The sequence below is a fragment of the Guptibacillus algicola genome (assembly GCF_020171805.1).
In the GTDB taxonomy this organism is placed as follows: domain Bacteria; phylum Bacillota; class Bacilli; order Bacillales; family Guptibacillaceae; genus Guptibacillus; species Guptibacillus algicola.
In genome coordinates this window covers 1,197,520-1,214,428 of the sequence record NZ_JAIVAF010000001.1, presented here as the reverse complement: position 1 = coordinate 1,214,428, position 16,909 = coordinate 1,197,520, and the positions used below count along the sequence as shown (strand labels likewise).

Sequence of the window (16,909 nt, the reverse complement as noted above, 5' to 3'; positions counted from 1 at the left end):
TAACGTATAAAACGTCAATCTGAAGAGCATATCTGATAGTTCTAGAAGCTAGATTGGTTTTGTTTTTTGACTATTGCGAAATAAAAAAAGGTGTGAGTAAATAGAATTATTATAAAGGAAAAATACGGAAGTAGGGGGGAGAGAATGAATGGAAAGGAGAATGAAGCTACTTTTAGAGAAGAATTAACCAAGCTAAGGCAAAGGGATTTTATTTCTAAAAGTACTTACGATCAAGTATCAGCTGCTTATTCACGTCTATTAGAGTCAGAAGTTGAACAGCAAATGGATATGACACAAGCTAATGCAGTTCTGGAAGAAAAAAAAGCAGCAAAAACGATAGAAAAGAAAAAAGCGAAAAAGGTAAAATCTACTCAAGAACTCCGTGATCGAAACCTCACTTGGATCCTTATTATTGGCGTTGTACTCCTTTTGTTAGGCGGCCTCGTACTTGCGACTAGTACCTGGGATGTTCTTACTTCAACACTAAAAACAGCTTTAATTGCTACTGTATCGTTCCTTTTCTTTGGCATTAGCTGGCTAAGTGAACATAAGCTTAAAATCGGAAAAACAGCATTTGCTTTCTTAGTTCTAGGAAGCCTATTTCTACCGATCATCATTATCTCAGCTGGATACTTTCAGTTATTTGGACCATGGTTGTCAATAAGTGGAGAAGGCAAATACGTGCTTGGTTTACTCGGAACTCTCATGTGCTTACCTTTGTATAGTTATCATGCAATAAAGAGAAACTCGAGATTATTTGTATGGTTATCTTTCGTCGGCCTTACAATCGGAGCCTCATTTTTTGTTCAGCTATTTAATCCGAGTATCGATGCTTTCTTTTTTGGCATCGTATTATTTAATGGACTACTAATCATTGCGTATGTAAAGTCTAGAAGAGTAACGGGGAATCACATATTTATTAAAGAGCTACCGCTTTATCTTCAGGGAAATCTAGTGTTATCCACGATATTGATGCTTTTCTTTTACGATCACGCCGTTTTTTATAGTTTTAACATTATTATAACGTCAACTCTTTATTTAACAATGGTATATGTAGGCAAACAAAAAGAGTATCATTTTGTATTCACACTTCTTTTCATATACGGCATCTATCAGTTAATCGAGAATTCTGCTCTCGAATCATTAGATGTTTTCCTTTACTCGCTGATCGGATTTCTATTCATAGGACTTCAAATGCTCGAGAAATTTGAACAACTCTATATGAAACGGGCGTTTCAGTTTACGAGTGGAATTATTTCTATATGTGCCTTTCTTTTCATTAGTTATAAGGGGTTACTGCTGCGGTTCGATGATCCATCATGGCTACTTGTTGCAGGGTACGTTTTGATTAGCATCAACTATATATACCTTGCGAATCTATCTAAAATGAAGCTCTTTGGTTTTCTAGCTCCTCTCTTTCTATTAGCGGCAGGGCTGTATCCATTGAACTTAATATATGACGATGTGAACGTAACGATCGTGATGCTTCACTTCTTCCTAATTGGTTTCGTTTTATACTTTCTAGGCTTTTATTGGAACAAGTGGAAGTTCACAACGGTTATCAGATCTGGATCGATGTTTCTATCATTTGGACCGATGACTCTAGCTGTCTTAATTGGAATAGCTGCTGAAAAATGGATTCTAGATAGTGTCATGTTGGGAATCATAGGCATTGTCTTTTTGACACTTACTTCTAAAGGTGAAAGAGAATGGATCAGAGAGGCAGCTAGTGTAGGCAATCCTGTAGCATGGGCGTTCGCATTCCTTGTTCTCTATCCTTCTTTTGCTGAAGCTAGCTTTTATCGAGATGAGCTAGGTGCACCGTTTCATATAGGTGCAACTGCGTTCATGCTTATGGGGATTTCCTACGTATGGAAGGACAGGATGAGCCTTAGAGGGGCATTCTTTTGGACGGCTCAGGTTGCATATACAATCGGTCTTCTGCTACTTCTTGTCTATCCAGTTAATGCGTTATACACGAGAACTGGCCTGCTTTTAGGAGCTATACTCTTTTTGATTCTACTTATTAAAAAATCGGCAGAGGAAACGGTTTGGATTCTTGTTAGTTTATTTACTCTGGGGGCTTATGTTTCTACTGCTGCAGCTTTTCCAGTTCAGGGAATCTTCCAATGGATTCCTGGTAGTATCGTGTTGATTGTAATAGGGGACTTTATCACTAGAAAAAGCGAATTTGTACAAAAGTCTTATTTTTATTTGGCTCATATTTACTTGCCTTTTGCTTTGTTTTTTACAGTCGGGGAATATTCAAATGTACCAATATTATATGTAGCGGCACTACTGATCTATTTATATAGTGTTGTCACGCGTACGAGGGAATGGGAGGTTCGGGCATTCCTTTATGCTGGCTTTTCCATTCTGCCGTTTCTATACACTTCTCTCGTAGATTTCTATCAGTTTAATAATGCCTACCTCTATACAGGGTTCGCCTCAAGTGTTGTGATGGTTGTGCTTTGGTTTTTGTTGAATCCGAAATGGAAGGATCGGATCAAATGGTATGTCGTACCTTTTTCTGTACTCGGGTTAGTACCATTTACTTTGGAGAACACATTGACTGCTTTATCTTTTAGTATCGCAATCTGCTATATAGGTGTACTTCTGTATATCATGCATAAGTCTAGGTGGCAGTTATTTAGTATCATTCCTTTGTTGTTTGTACTCATATGTGTTCAGCTTCTACCTTTCGAATTCATTGAAATGACGGTCGTACTCAATGTACTTGTAGGAACGGTACTGCTTTGTTCAGGACTCTTCATTCATAAACAGCTATACGCGTTTCAATCAACAGAAGTGCTGAATAACCATATCGATTGGTATTCATTTGCTGCGCTGATGCTAGTTCTGCCGTTAAATTACTATTATGACGCCTCACTATGGGCAGAAGAACTGCCTAGTCTCTTCATCGTTATTTTACTAGCATGTCAGATAAATAGGGTGCCAGGGGGTGCTCCGAAGCGAATTGTGAAAAGCTTGACCGCTGTAAGTATGCTAATCCCTTACTATACGCTTCTTCATCATGTGGAGATCAATCAGTATCTTGTAACAGAAGTTTATGTTCTTCCATGGTTAGGTGTCACGATCTATCTCGCAAAAGGTACATGGAAGCATGAAGAGCGAGCTGTGAAATGGATAGAGTTCGGTGTAGTGGCGATCATTGCAGCCATTCTTGTGACAGATGCTATCATGAGCAATATGATCTATGATGCTCTTATCGCAGGAGGATTATCTCTCGCATCGATTCTAGGCGGTTTCTATTACAGGATTAAATCTTATTTCTTAATCGGAATCAGTGTTCTTATATTGAACGTCTTTATTCAAACTCGCCCATATTGGGGGAACATGCCGTGGTGGGCTTACTTATTGATCTCTGGGTTTACGCTTATCGGAGTTGCAAGCTTTTACGAATGGCAGAAGCAGAAAAAAGATGATAAAGGAAGCACGATTCTACAAGTGAAGAAAGAACAATTATTGAGAAAATGGAAGGAATGGAAATGATGAAAGAGGGGGCAGGCTCGCTGCCCCCTCTTTTTTTACAATTCTTCATCTCTTAAAATTCCCAGTTTCGCATACTTGTTAATAGATTTAACTTCCTTTACTACATTAGCTTTTTCACCGGGGTCAGTCCACCAATTTGTACGCTGTCCTACTTTTCGATTATCGGCACAGAGCGTGTATTCTATTCTTTCTGGCATGTATGTTTTTAGAGTTAGGAGACATCGTTTCATATGAAAGGGAGAGCTCACAATTAATAACCTGTTGATGGCATGTAATCCAAATGTCTGTTGAAGAACCAACATGGAAGCGACCACGTTTTCAGTAGTGTTTTCAGCCTTGATCTCTAGCAAAATATCTTCCGAAGGAACTCCGCGTTCCATCAATTGATCTCTCATCCAGACAGCCTCAGGAATTTCTTCGTCTCCCCATCTCGCACCTGAACCTGAAACGAGAATCGTTGGAGCTCGTTTCTCACTATATAATTCAGCTGCTTTCTCAACACGTAATAGGCTCCTTGCTCCAAATACTAGAATACAATCACCGTTCTTGCCATCATCTTCTAAACCATCGAACAGAAGAGATGTTATTTGGTTTCTTGTAAGAAGTTCAGGATCCATCTCTGATAAACGCACGTTTATTCACCTCACTGTTGAATAAATATCAACGGTCTCATTAAGAATCACTTTTTTAGCCTGTACTAGTCTATGTTTAAAACGATTTAGAAGTGAATAGTAACGGTTACAATTGTAAATTTCTGAAAAAAACCATCCTTTTCTACTATCAATTAAAGGAGATAGACTATATGATAACGAAATTTGTTAGAAAAGTAAGAATTATGGGTAATTTATTAATCATACATAAAAGGAGGAAGAGGGATCGTGTTTAATTCATACAAACTTGGTGAATTTTTTGATGAGATGCTTCAAAAGGACCGCCTTCCTAGAGATTATTGCAGACCTTTTCATGAAAGGTTGAATGTAGTTGATTCAAGAGATCTGCAGGAGAGGTATGAACTTGCTCAGAGTGACTTTCTAAGGCAAGGTATTACCTTTACAGTTTACAGTGAGAATGAAGGAATGGAACGAACGATGCCGTTTGATTTTGTCCCGAAAATCATTCCTCCAGATGAATGGGCTGAGCTTGAACGTGGGTTGATGCAGCGTTTTGATGCGCTCAATGCATTTCTTGATGACGTGTACCATGAACAACAAATTTTAAAAGATGGCGTCATTCCACGTGATCTCATTGTGAATTGCCAGCATTTTTTTGAGCAGGTTGCAGGCATTGACCTACCAAGAAGACAACATATATTTATGGCGGGTATCGATTTAATTCGCGATGATACCGGAGAGTATCGCGTTCTCGAAGATAATCTTAGGAATCCTTCAGGGTTATCGTATGTCTTTCAAAATCGCTACGTGATGAGGAAAGTCTATCCTGAATTCTTTAATCAATATTCAGTACAGTCTCTTGAACAGCAATTTTCATACCTTCACTCTTCAATGGCTTCTCTTGCACCACAGAATAAAAGTAACCCTACTATTGTCCTACTAACTCCTGGTATCCATAATTCGGCTTATTACGACCATAGCTATATTGCCCAAAGATCTGGCGTTGAGCTTGTAGAAGGTAGAGACCTTGTTGTACGAGATCGAGAAGTATTTATGAAAACTGCAAGAGGTCTAAAACAAGTAGACGTGATCTACAGAAGAATAGACGATGAATTCCTTGATCCATTAGAGTTTAGAGAAGACTCACTTCTTGGTGTACCAGGTCTTGTTGATGCTTATCGAGCGGGTAATGTATCCATTATCAATGGCATTGGAAATGGCGTTGCTGACGATAAGGCAATCTATCATTTTGTTCCAGATATGATTCGCTATTATCTTAATGAAGAACCTCTTGTGAAAAATGTGAAAACGTATTTGTTAAGATATGAAGATCAGTTGGAGTACGTTCTTGACCACTTGTCTGAGCTTGTTGTGAAGCATACGAATGCTTCCGGTGGATACAACATGTTAATCGGACCACATGCGTCTGAAGAGGAAATAGAAGCTTACCGAAAGCAAATTTTGAAGAACCCTTCAGAATTCATAGCGCAGCCAACGATTAAGTTATCAAGACTCCCCGCATTTAAAGGTGACCGTTTTGCTGCATGTCACATCGACCTTCGAGTATTCATTTTCGGCGGAGAGAAAACTCACGTATTCCCTGGTGGTCTAACGCGTGTTGCTTTAAAGGAAGGTTCTCTTGTCGTGAATTCCTCGCAAGGTGGAGGAGCGAAAGACACATGGGTGCTTGAGGAATCGCCTGTTAACGTATAGAAAAGAAAGGAGTGCTGAGGATGTTAAGTAGGGTCGCTGATTCATTATATTGGTTGTCGCGTAACGTTGAAAGAGCCGAAAACAATGCTAGATTGATAGCTGTAAAGTTAACGAGTCGTCTTGAAAACGCAAATCCAATAGAAGAAAATAACCAAAACTGGTATGAGCTCATCGAAATTGGTGGTTATGAGCAAATTTTCAATGAAAATTATGATCGGTGTGATGACCGAAGCGTTGTAGAATTTTTGATGTTTTCTATGAAAAATCCAAATTCAATACTGAACGCTATTACGGTTGCAAGAGAAAATGCAAGAGCCGTCCGCGAAATTATCCCTAACGAATTATGGGAAAGCATCAATTCATTCTATTTAAAGTTAATGAGCTTTAGCAAATCAGTTTGGGCGATGGATGAGGTCAATGAATTTTGTGAAACAGTCAAAAAAGAATCCCTATTCTTCCAGGGTATTGTGGAAGCGACAATGCCTCGAGGAGATGCTTACTTGTTTATGGATATGGGGAAACATCTAGAAAGAGCAGAGAAAACAGCTCGCATTCTTGATGTTTTCTATCATAAAGATTTAGATCAGTATCAAAATAAAGAAATTGTTGAATATCATCACTGGTGGTCTGTTCTTCAATCCGTAAGTGGACATGAAGCGTATATAAAAATGTACCGTCCCTTGATTAAAGCAAAGGATGTTGCAGAGTTCTTTATTCTTAATATCGATTTCCCACGCTCTATGATCTATTGCATTCAAAAGGTTCGAAATGCATTTGTTGCTCTCGAAGAGGGGGAAGTGGAGCACTACTCTGAGTCACTTGCAAAAGAACTCGAGTACCTAGCAAACGATTTAATAGATTTTACAATCGAGGAAGTACTCTATCAAGACGCACATGCATTTCTTCAAAGTTTTCAGCGCAGATGTAGTACCGTCGGTCACTATATTACAAGAACATACTATTTAGGGGAAGTAGCGATACCATGAAATTTGAAGTTACTCAAACCAGCAGCTATGAGTATGAACGTCCAGTGAGACAAAGCATCAATCAGTTCAGGTTACGACCGCTTCATGATGAGATGCAGTCTCTTGAATCTTATTCAGCGACTATTGATCCAGCTAGTCCAACTTATGGTCATGTTGATTACTGGGGAAATTACGTGGAAACCTTCTATCTTTGGGGAGAACATCATAACCTATCTATCGAAACTGTCTCAAAAGTGGAAACGAGGCCAACAGAAATTGACTCAACTCTGGTGTTAACTTCAGAGCAAAAGCAAGAGCTGAAGTCGCATGCTTTTAAACAAGCATACGCAGAGTACTTAGTAGATCGAGATTATACAATTATTTCTGAAGAATTGATGAAGCAAGAAACGAATGAACTTTGGGCACAGTCTCGTGATGAATTAGACTTCGTGGTTAACCTTAATGAGCATATCTACAATACGATGACTTATGTATCAGGTGCTACAAATGTCCTGACAACCGCTGAGGAAGTATTGTATCAAAGAACCGGAGTGTGTCAGGACTTCACTCACTTAATGCTAGCGCTTTGTCGCTACCGTGGAATACCAGCTCGTTATGTCAGCGGGTATATCTATATAGGTGAAAATTCTGCGTTTCGTGGAGATGCTGCAACGCACGCTTGGCTTGAGGTGAAACTTCCGGGCATAGGTTGGATTGGTTTAGATCCTACAAACAATACGATTGCTAGCGAACAGCATATACGAATTGCTGTAGGGCGAGATTATAGCGATATTTCCCCATTAAAAGGTGTCTATATTGGCGGAGCGCATACACTTGGTGTAAGTGTTAGCGTGAAAAATTTAGAAGAGCGGGTAAGCGGATAGTTTCGCTACTCGCTTTTTTTAGCGTTTAATTTGGAATTAGTAGCGAGTCGGGAGGAATTTCGAATACTTTTAAAGAATGGTGAAGTCATATAAGACTTAACCGTTTTCTGAAAATTAGTCTACCATTGCTACTAAAAGGGTATATAGGAATAGGTTTCCTATGAACGAAACAGGGGTGAAAAATATTGTCTGAAACCATTCAGGTTACGATTAATGGCGTAAGTACGGTAGTAGAAAAGAGTAAAAGTGTTTTAGAAGTATTACATACCAATGAGCTAGATTTACCTAGTGTGTGCTATCATCCAAGTTTAGGTGCGATCGAGACATGTGATACATGTATGGTGGAGGTAAATGGTGAGATCGTGAGGGGCTGCTCTACAAGTCTATCGAAAGGGGATAACATAAACACCACAGCTTCTCATGTAAAAGAAGCGCAGGATATCGCAATGAACCGGATTCTTTATAACCACGAGCTCTATTGTACCGTTTGTGACTACAACAATGGTACATGTGAAATCCATAATACAGTTAAACAAATGAAGAAAGATCACCAAGCCATACCTTTCGATGCAAAACCTGAGCAAGTGGACAATTCAAATGCATTTTATAGATATGATCCAGATCAATGTATATTATGTGGTCGTTGTGTCGAGGCATGTCAGGATGTCCAGGTAACTGAAACACTGACGATCGATTGGGAGAGGGAACGACCAAGAGTAATTTGGGACAACGATGTTCCAATCAATGAATCTTCTTGTGTTTCTTGTGGTCATTGTTCTACGGTGTGCCCTTGTAATGCCATGATGGAAAAAGGGATGGAAGGGGAAGCTGGTTTCTTAACAGGCATGCCAGATGGGACTCTTCGCCCAATGATCGAATTAACAAAGAACGTTGAAACAGGCTATAACTCGATTCTAGCCATCTCTGATATGGAGTCAGCGATGCGAGAAAACCGCATTAAGAAAACCAAAACCGTTTGTACATATTGCGGTGTGGGCTGTAGTTTTGATGTGTGGACTAAAGGAAGAGATATCCTGAAAGTTGAGCCGCAAGCTGAAGCACCTGCAAATGGTATATCGACCTGTATTAAAGGTAAGTTCGGATGGGATTATGTGAATAGTGATGAAAGGTTAACGAAACCTTTGATCCGAGAAGGAGATTCATTCCGAGAGGCAGAGTGGGATGAAGCGGTGAAATTGATCGCAAGCAAGTTCAGTAGCATAAAAGAAACCCACGGCCCTGATGCCCTTTCATTTATCAGCTCTTCAAAATGTACAAACGAAGAATCCTATTTGATGCAAAAATTAGGTAGAAGCGTAATCGGGACGAATAACATCGATAATTGCTCACGATACTGTCAAACTCCAGCGACGAAAGGGTTATTCCGAACTGTTGGATACGGTGGTGATTCTGGATCGATTACAGATATTGAAATGTCTGAACTAGTGATCGTTATTGGTTCTAATACCTCAGAGTCACACCCGGTGCTCTCTACCCGTGTGAAACGATCAAATAAACTTCATGGACAAAAGCTTATCGTTTCTGACTTGAGAAAGCATGAAATGGCTGAGCGTTCTGACCTCTTCATTCGTCCTTCTTCTGGAACGGATCTCGTATGGCTGTCAGCCGTTACAAAATATATCATCGATGAAGGATGGGCAGATGAAGCATTTTTGAAAGGTCGCGTGAATGGCCTCGACGACTATATTGAAAGTCTTGAAACGTTCACGTTGCAGTACGCTGAGGAAGTGACTGGAATTGCACAAGTAGAACTAATCAAGATTGCGACGATGATTCATCATTCAAACAGTACGGTTGCTCTTTGGGCTATGGGAGTGACGCAGCATAGCGGTGGTTCTGATACGAGTACAGCTATATCGAATCTACTACTTGTAACAGGGAATTACGGTAAACCAGGAACGGGTGCCTACCCGCTTAGAGGACATAACAATGTTCAGGGTGCAAGTGATTTCGGAAGCATGCCGAATATGATGCCAGGATATGAAGAAGTAACCGATGAAAAGGTTCGAGAGAAATACGAAAAAGCATGGGGAAGCCCTTTACCTAAAGAGATTGGACTCAACAATCATGAAATGGTCAAAAGTATCCACGATGGAAATCTTAAGTGTATGTACTTAAAAGGAGAAGACATGGGAATTGTAGATTCGAACCTTAACTATGTACATGATGCTTTTGAAAAACTAGATTTCTTCGTTGTACAAGACCTTTTCTTAACGAAAACAGCGGAATTTGCAGATGTGGTTCTTCCAGCAAGCCCGAGTCTCGAAAAAGAAGGGACCTTTACGAATACAGAACGACGAATCCAACGACTTTATCAAGCGCTAGATGAGCTTGGAGACTCTAAACCAGATTGGAAGATCATCATGATGATCGCAAATGAACTTGGAGCTGACTGGAACTACTCTCATCCTAGAGATATCATGGCTGAAGCTGTGCAATTAGCTGATCTTTTCGCTGGTGTCTCCTATGATCGCTTGGAAGGTTATGATAGCCAGCAGTGGCCAGTGACAGCTGATGGAAAAGATTCGCCGCTGCTTTTCCAAGAGGATTTTCCGTTTCCAGATGGAAAAGCGCGTCTGTTCCCAATTGACTGGACTGAACCTATACAATTTGATGATGAGTATGACCTTCATGTTAACAATGGACGCCTTCTTGAACATTTCCACGAAGGGAATATGACATACAAAAACGAAGGCATAAAAGCGAAAACTCCTGAATCGTTCATAGAAGTTTCTCCAGAGTTAGCCGATGAGCGAGGTATAACGGACGGCACATTAGTAAGACTTTCTTCTCCATATGGTGCGATAAAACTGAAGTGCCTCGTAACGGACAGAGTACAAGGAAAAGAAATATACGTGCCATTGAATGACTCTGGGGAAGGTGCGATCAATTTACTAACGAGCAGCTATGCAGATAAAGATACAGACACACCAGTATATAAAGAAGTAAAAGCGAAAATGGAGATCTTAAAAGACAAGGGATCGTCTCCGCTTCCGAAAATTAACCATCGATACGGCAACCCTCAGCCACAAATAGGTGTACAGGTAGAACGAAAATGGGCAAGAAAAGACTACCTCTTCCCTGGAGATATGGTAAAGAAGGAGGCGAACCGTTTTGGCAAAAGCCATTAAGTCGATTAAGAAAATTGAGCTGTCAGAAGAAGAAAGAAGAGCACAGGACTTAAAGGAAATCGAAGATGCGCTCATCGATAATAAAGAAGCTTTGCTCGAAACGCTTGAAGTGGTAGGACATATGAAGGACAGAGGCGTGATCTCCGTCTTGAATGGAATGTTTGGGGAAGGGGATCGAGTGCTTAAAGTTCTCGTTGATCTCCTCAGTACGAAAGAGAATACGATGGCTATCAAAAACCTATTGCTATTGGTTGGAGCGCTAGGAAGAATTAACGTGAAAGAGCTTGAACCATTGATGGAACGCTTAAATAATGGGATTGAAAATGTATCGGAACACGAAGAGGTTCACCATAAAACAGGCTATCTTGATTTGATCAAGGCATTAAAAGATCCTGAAATCAATCGGTCGCTTTCCATTCTTCTACTCTTTTTAAAGGGGATGGGAAGTGAGAAAGATCAAGGAATGTAGCTTAAAAAGAAGAAAGCTGGAGAATCCTTTAGGAGGATTTTTCGGCTTTTTCTTTTTTGCTGATTGAAGCCATAATAAGAAAAGCAAAGCTGGCTATTACGATTCCGAGAGTATCAGGGATAAAGACATCGATCAGATGACCGGTTCGATTTGGGATTAGGCTTTGATGAAATTCGTCAAACAAAGCGTATAGAAGTGCGAGCGCAAATCCCAAAAGGAGTGCCACACGCTTGGAATATTTTCCTTTGAAGAACATCATCCAAAAAAACGCAAGTAACCCAAACGAAACGACGTGGGCACTTTTTCTTAAAAAGAACTCAACATAGTTATATGGCTGTGATGGTGTAACGAGAGCGCCATCATAAGTAAACTCAATTTGAGGTAGATCTTCTTGCGTAATTGTAACCCACTCTCTAAAAAGAGGTTTAACGTCTTGATTTTGGTAAGGCGTGTTAGAAGAGATGAAGAGAATAGTCATCATTAACAATGCTAATAGAAGCCAAAGCCACTTTTGTAAGAACATCATTCGTTTCACACTTTCTTGTTTGATCGTTAATTACAATCATATCGGAAAACGTGCATAATAGGGAGGTGTAAAATTATTATTAATGTTTTGTTTAGATAGAACGAAACGGTAAACCACAAAAATATTCTTATAATAGATACAAGTACGTAGTAGAGGAGGACCTTACTATGAATATTGCAGTGATCGGTACTGGATATGTTGGACTAGTTACCGGTGTGAGTCTTGCGGAAATTGGACACAACGTTATCTGTATCGATAAAGACGATGAGAAGGTAAGAGTGATGTCTCAAGGGAAATCGCCTATATATGAGCCGAAACTAGAAGAACTTATGAAGAAGAATATAGATGAGAACCGTCTAGTTTTTACAACGTCCCACCATACTGGAATCGAACATGCTGATGTTATTTATATTGCTGTCGGAACTCCTCAACTGTCAGATGGTACAGCAGATCTTAGTTTTATTGATCAAGCTGCCTTTGATATAGCCCGTTCGTTAACTCATTCTGCAATTGTTGTAACGAAAAGCACCGTACCGGTTGGGACAAATGAGCGCATACAGAAGATCATACACTCCCCATCCTCCTCCGAATTTGATGTTCATATCGTTTCTAATCCTGAGTTCTTGCGAGAAGGATCAGCGGTTTATGACACGTTTAACGGTGATCGTATCGTTATTGGTGCAGACCACCCAGAAGCGGGAGACATCGTAGAATCGATCAACCTTCCCTTCGGCATTCCTATTTATCGGACGGACATCAAGAGTGCAGAAATGATTAAATATGCGTCTAATGCTTTTTTAGCAACTAAGATTAGTTTTATCAATGACATCTCGAACATATGTGAAAAGGTGGGGGCGAACATCGAGGATGTTGCGGCCGGAATGGGAAAAGATCATCGAATTGGCAACGAATTTCTGAACGCTGGTATCGGATACGGAGGCTCTTGTTTCCCGAAGGATACAAAAGCCCTTGTCCAGATTGCTGGAAACAATCGACATGATTTTAAGTTACTTAAGTCTGTTATCGAAGTGAATAATATTCAACAAATGAAGCTTGTCCAAAAAGCCAAAGAAGTGATGGGGGATTTGAAACATAAAAAAATTGCCCTTCTCGGTCTAGCATTCAAACCGAATACGAATGATATGCGTGAAGCAGCTTCGATTCCTATCGCTCATACTCTTATAGATGAAGGTGCAGATATTTACGCATATGATCCAGTGGCAATGGATCATGCTCGTTCATTCTTGCCAGAAGAAGTGGTATTTTGTAATACGATAGAAGATGCAATTTCGAATGCTGATGCAGCTTTTATTATAACGGAATGGGGAGAAATAAAAGCACTTGATCTTGCTATTTACGAACGTTTCATGAGTGTGCCACTCGTTTTCGATGGTAGGAATTGTTATAGCCTAGAGGAAGTTTCTGAGTACGATCTAACCTATCTATCGATCGGAAGACCAATGATAAGCCCTTCATTGAGACCAACAACGAATCAGTAGGAGAAAAGCAGACCTGTCAAGGCTGTCGAGAAAGTCTCGACAGTTTTTTCTGTTTTTTATTGGGTGTGGTGATTTCCGCTCCAATCAACATTGTTATGTAAATTATTTATACAAACCAACCTAGAGTTGATAGAAATGTGGTTTTTGTCCAGTTAATATCAATAGGAAGGAGAGTTCTGCTTGGTATCGGGAGCACAAAAGTAAAAGTCAAGGTTCCTCTACAACCAGTCAGTAGAAATTAACCAGTTTCTTATATATTTTTGTAATATAATGTCATAAGGTTGTTCTTGATATATTACCGTATTTTGGTAAAATAATTGTGAGTATATGGAAAAGTAACAATGATTCAATGACATGGGGGAGCGAGGTGATAAGGTGGTAGAAAAAAAGTGTATCCACTGTGATAAACCTTCCTATAGTAGTAACCAAAATGGTGAGTGGATTTGCCCGTATTGTGGAGAGGATATGACCGATATTCCAGTTAATGATCAAGAACTTAACTCATAAAAATAACCATAAAAAAACCCTTGCTTTTCTAGTTGCCTTCTCTCTAGAATAAAGTCATACAAATGAAAAGGAACGTGACTAATGGAGGGGCTAATAAAATTAATCGTTGCCATAGTTAATGAGCTTCACGATCTTCTTATTGAGGTTGTCTACGGTTTAGGATTTGTGGCGACTGATAAAGATTTACACTTTTGGGTGATTGGTATTTTAGGGATGTTTGGGTTTATCTTCGTTCAACTTGCTTTTAGACTGCTTTCTAAATGGAGTATTACGTCTATCTCATTTATCTATACGTTTACAGTGTTATTAGTCGTCGTATTTGCAATTGAGATTCAGCAAAAGATTACGGGTAGAGGAAACATGGAATTCGATGACGCCGTTGTTGGATTACAAGGATTCTTCGTGTTGTTTGGCGGCTATCTTATCCTAAGAGGTGTGTTGAAGGGAATCAAACATATATATAAAACCATACAGAAACAGTCTGTTACAAAGTAACGTCGTGAAGCTGCTATAGTCAGCTTCTTTTTTATGGTTTAATTGTTGTAATCAATGATCATTCACATAAAATAAAAAGAGCCTGTCAATTGAGGCCCCGCAGCGTTAATACGTTAGTTGTGTTAGCAATGCTATCAATGCACCAATACAAATAGCTGAGATTGGTATGAGGATATAAATCAGTTTTTCTTTTCGTTCCTTCTTATATTGAATCTCTTCCGGTGTCGACCAAGTTCCTTTCATATCTTTCTCCCCCTTTATTGCCACAAATCGACTGGAGAATGTGTTCGGCAGCTGGCTGACTTTCGGAACGCCAATACCATTAAGTCCCTCTAGCTTTGCGTCACCACTTTTCAGTGGTTTTGCCTTTCTCGTACGATTGTATGACGGTTGCTGTGAAGACCTGAAAAAAATAAAATCTTGTCGAAATTTGACCACAACAATAGTATAACCTAATCCAATAGACCTGTATATTGGGAAAATTGTTTTATTTTATAATTCATAAAACTCTCTCTTCCAAAATTATTTCCCAACCTTTTTTAAGGAGGATTGGTCGTATGGGACGTTACCCTTATCCGATGCTTGAAAGACCTATGATCTTTTCTAATGCAAACACGAATAGAAAGTCTTTTGTAAGTGAGTGGGTGCAAACCTTGCCCTGTTCGGGAGCGATTGATTGGGGAAAGATCGATGCAATATTCCTAGGAATACCCGTACCAAGAGTGCACAGCATGTTCGCTTCCTCATATAACTTCATACGTAACTACAGAAACGCGTGGCGTGATGTTACAACGTATCATCTTGAGAAAAATGTAGATTTGGAAGATATTTATTTTGCTGATATAGGGAACATAAGGCAACCGAAAGAGAATCATGTGAGTAAGGTCATAGAGGAAGTCATGTATGAAATGAGAAGTCATCACTCTCATATTCTTCAAGTCTGTCTAGGAGTCGATAGAGGAGTTGATCGATCATTGCTTGAGGGGATAAAGAAATCTGCTCCAGATAAAAAAATAGGTGTGTTGCAATATAGTAATAATCTAAATAAAGAACTGATCAACTCACTCGCATGTAGTGATAACGGGGAGAACACCATAGAGAGTTTGCATGTCATCGGTATACATGGGTTTACTACTTGTAAATCCCTTATGATTGAAGCTGTGCAGGCTGGAATGACATATACTCGCTTACCAGAAATGCGTAAAAAAGGGGTTGCAAGGACAATAAAAGAAGTGATTGAAGTGATGAGTAATCAAGTTGATATGATTTACGTCACTGTCAATATGAATGTAGTCGATAGGGTCTCTCAATCATTCGATTCTATAATGTGTAGAGAATTAATGGAATCAGCATATCTATCTGGACTTGCCTCAAAAACTGGATGTTTCACACTTGTTTACGAAGATGAGGCATTGGAAAGGGAAGAGGCAGTAGCCCCCGGTGTGAATGTTATGCTGAGCTTGTTGTCTGGATATTGTGAGCGTAAATCGAAAAACACCTATTAAATGATATACTTCTGTTCGGTTAATTGACGTTCTACTAAGTACTCAATGAAATCCCTTTCATTTTCTGAGAGACTACGGTCAAGCTTTTCTTCAAATTCAAGCACTAACTCGTTGTATCTTCTTTCAGAAAGCGATGCAAGCATGATAAATGAATCCTTCATGACCTTTCCCCCTTTTGGTTAAATAATTTCATGGCAAAAAGCTCCTCATATTATACTTTCGAAACGTTAACAAAGGTTTTTGGGTATAATTGCTGAATATTATAAAAATTTAATTTTATACATGAAAATGTTTTGTGAGCTTAAACTAATCTCAACCAAAAGGAGGTAGCGATATGAAGAAAAGAAAAGCACAAAGAAATGCAGCAGTAACAAATAATCAAACTCCTACTGAAAGCCTTCCAACTCCAAAAGGAGAATATAAGAGAAGCGAACACAAAGAAGTAACAGCACCAAAATTAGAAGAGTAGAGGTATCAAGTTGCTCCGAAGATAGGTAAAAAATGCGAGAGAATTCATAGTGATTCTCTCGACCCTTAACCACACTAAAAAGTAGATGACTCATTGGATTACAGTAGAAAAAGGTGGATGGAAAATGGCTTTAATTTATCTGGAAACATTCATTGAAGCTCCGGTTGAAACGTGTTTTGATCTTGCTAGAGATGTCGATGTGCATATGAAAAGCACAAGGGGTACAAATGAAAAAGCGGTCGGCGGAGTAACAAGCGGGTTATTAGAAGTTGGTGACTTCGTAACGTGGGAGGCCAAGCATTTAGGAGTGAAGCAAACGTTAACTGCTCAAATTACAGCCATGAATAGACCGGATTATTTTATAGATGAGATGGTATCTGGAGCATTCCATTCATTTGTACATACACACAGGTTCGAAGAAATGGATGGGGTAACATTGATGATCGATCAATTTATTTATAAAGCTCCTTTCGGACTAGCGGGAAAGATTGCAAACGTGGCTTTTTTAAAGCGCTATATGCACCGTTTTCTTCAACAGAGGGCTACAGCATTAAAGACTATCGCTGAATCGAGTTGAATAGCAGCTGCTCCTCCAGGCAAT

General features: G+C 39.5%; 15 protein-coding genes and 1 riboswitch. Of the genes, 11 read left to right on the top strand and 4 right to left on the bottom strand.

All coding sequences use genetic code 11. From position 1 onward, the window contains the following. Positions 1–144 precede the first annotated feature (144 nt). Entirely contained in the window at positions 145–3,513 is a 3,369-nt protein-coding gene (locus tag LCM09_RS06310) for a hypothetical protein (protein WP_224879659.1), read from the top strand. Positions 3,514–3,548: 35 nt separating this feature from the next. Here LCM09_RS06310 and LCM09_RS06305 read toward each other — a convergent pair whose 3' ends face one another. Next, positions 3,549–4,145: a YdcF family protein gene (locus LCM09_RS06305; RefSeq protein ID WP_224879657.1), complete on the bottom strand. Its 597-nt coding sequence runs from the start codon at positions 4,143–4,145 to the stop codon at positions 3,549–3,551. A gap of 246 nt (positions 4,146–4,391) precedes the next feature. Here LCM09_RS06305 and LCM09_RS06300 point away from each other — a divergent pair, with 246 nt between their 5' ends. The 5 genes from LCM09_RS06300 (at position 4,392) to LCM09_RS06280 (ending at position 11,307) form a co-directional block, all read left to right on the top strand. Then, positions 4,392–5,837, top strand: coding sequence for a circularly permuted type 2 ATP-grasp protein (locus LCM09_RS06300; protein WP_224879655.1), 1,446 nt, complete (start codon positions 4,392–4,394; stop codon positions 5,835–5,837). 20 nt (positions 5,838–5,857) lie between these two features. Next, a complete protein-coding gene (locus LCM09_RS06295; protein WP_224879653.1) occupies positions 5,858–6,823 on the top strand; it encodes an alpha-E domain-containing protein in 966 nt (321 codons plus the stop codon). Beyond that, complete coding sequence (locus LCM09_RS06290; RefSeq protein WP_224879652.1) at positions 6,820–7,686, top strand: transglutaminase family protein; 867 nt, start codon at positions 6,820–6,822, stop codon at positions 7,684–7,686. The genes LCM09_RS06295 and LCM09_RS06290 overlap by 4 nt, the downstream gene beginning before the upstream one ends. Before the next feature lie 185 nt (positions 7,687–7,871). Beyond that, the gene (gene fdhF / locus LCM09_RS06285; protein WP_224879649.1) at positions 7,872–10,838 is read left to right on the top strand and encodes a formate dehydrogenase subunit alpha; all 2,967 of its coding nucleotides are present in this window, start codon (positions 7,872–7,874) and stop codon (positions 10,836–10,838) included. After that, a complete protein-coding gene (locus LCM09_RS06280; protein WP_224879647.1) occupies positions 10,822–11,307 on the top strand; it encodes a helical membrane plugin domain-containing protein in 486 nt (161 codons plus the stop codon). Before fdhF ends, LCM09_RS06280 begins: the two co-directional genes overlap by 17 nt. Positions 11,308–11,335: 28 nt before the next feature. Here LCM09_RS06280 and LCM09_RS06275 read toward each other — a convergent pair whose 3' ends face one another. Further along, a complete protein-coding gene (locus tag LCM09_RS06275) occupies positions 11,336–11,833 on the bottom strand; it encodes a VanZ family protein (RefSeq protein WP_224879646.1) in 498 nt (165 codons plus the stop codon). A gap of 167 nt (positions 11,834–12,000) precedes the next feature. On the opposite strand from LCM09_RS06275, the gene LCM09_RS06270 reads away from it, so the two are divergent. Both LCM09_RS06270 and LCM09_RS06265 read left to right on the top strand, forming a co-directional pair. Next, a complete protein-coding gene (locus LCM09_RS06270) occupies positions 12,001–13,332 on the top strand; it encodes a UDP-glucose dehydrogenase family protein (protein ID WP_224879644.1) in 1,332 nt (443 codons plus the stop codon). A gap of 588 nt (positions 13,333–13,920) precedes the next feature. Further along, a complete protein-coding gene (locus tag LCM09_RS06265) occupies positions 13,921–14,334 on the top strand; it encodes a hypothetical protein (protein WP_224879642.1) in 414 nt (137 codons plus the stop codon). A gap of 105 nt (positions 14,335–14,439) precedes the next feature. Here LCM09_RS06265 and LCM09_RS06260 read toward each other — a convergent pair whose 3' ends face one another. Then, positions 14,440–14,577, bottom strand: coding sequence for a hypothetical protein (locus LCM09_RS06260; protein ID WP_224879641.1), 138 nt, complete (start codon positions 14,575–14,577; stop codon positions 14,440–14,442). A 43-nt stretch (positions 14,578–14,620) separates the two neighbouring features. Beyond that, positions 14,621–14,711, bottom strand: a riboswitch (cyclic di-GMP riboswitch). Positions 14,712–14,891: 180 nt separating this feature from the next. Here LCM09_RS06260 and LCM09_RS06255 point away from each other — a divergent pair. Further along, complete coding sequence (locus LCM09_RS06255; RefSeq protein ID WP_224879638.1) at positions 14,892–15,839, top strand: arginase family protein; 948 nt, start codon at positions 14,892–14,894, stop codon at positions 15,837–15,839. On the opposite strand, the gene LCM09_RS06250 is transcribed toward LCM09_RS06255, so the two are convergent. After that, entirely contained in the window at positions 15,836–16,000 is a 165-nt protein-coding gene (locus LCM09_RS06250; protein ID WP_224879636.1) for a hypothetical protein, read from the bottom strand. The genes LCM09_RS06255 and LCM09_RS06250 overlap by 4 nt on opposite strands. Before the next feature lie 173 nt (positions 16,001–16,173). On the opposite strand from LCM09_RS06250, the gene LCM09_RS20700 reads away from it, so the two are divergent. Then, positions 16,174–16,308 (top strand): hypothetical protein, encoded by a 135-nt coding sequence (locus LCM09_RS20700; protein ID WP_263622834.1) that lies wholly within the window; start codon positions 16,174–16,176, stop codon positions 16,306–16,308. Positions 16,309–16,432: 124 nt separating this feature from the next. Continuing rightward, positions 16,433–16,885, top strand: a complete 453-nt coding sequence (locus LCM09_RS06245) for an SRPBCC family protein (RefSeq protein WP_224879634.1) — start codon at positions 16,433–16,435, stop codon at positions 16,883–16,885. The last annotated feature ends 24 nt before the right edge of the window (positions 16,886–16,909 follow it).